This is a genomic window from Corallococcus terminator (assembly GCF_003611635.1).
In the GTDB taxonomy this organism is placed as follows: Bacteria; Myxococcota; Myxococcia; order Myxococcales; family Myxococcaceae; genus Corallococcus; species Corallococcus terminator.
In genome coordinates this window covers 1-219 of sequence record NZ_RAVZ01000793.1, presented here as the reverse complement: position 1 = coordinate 219, position 219 = coordinate 1, and the positions used below count along the sequence as shown (strand labels likewise).

The following is a 219-nucleotide window of genomic DNA, read 5'->3' as shown; positions in this document are numbered from 1 at the left end:
CGCCACCTCCGAACACCGAGCGGGCGCCTCCACCCCGTTGCGGCTGGATGTCGAGTTGCTCGCGCGGCGCCGGCACCCCCAGCGCGAGCTGTGCCTGGGAGTCGGGGTCCTTGCCGAGCGGAATCGCGTGGCGCAGGGCATCGTCGATGTTGCCCTGGTCCAACATCTCCAGGAGGTTGCGCAGGTAGTCGCGCTTGCGCTGGAACACGAACCGGCCCA

General features: G+C 69.9%; 1 protein-coding gene. It reads right to left on the bottom strand.

What is annotated here, in order from left to right; genetic code table 11:
• Positions 1-219, bottom strand: a 219-nt coding sequence (locus D7V88_RS43560; RefSeq protein WP_158625302.1) for a hypothetical protein, incomplete at both ends; no start/stop codon positions are given.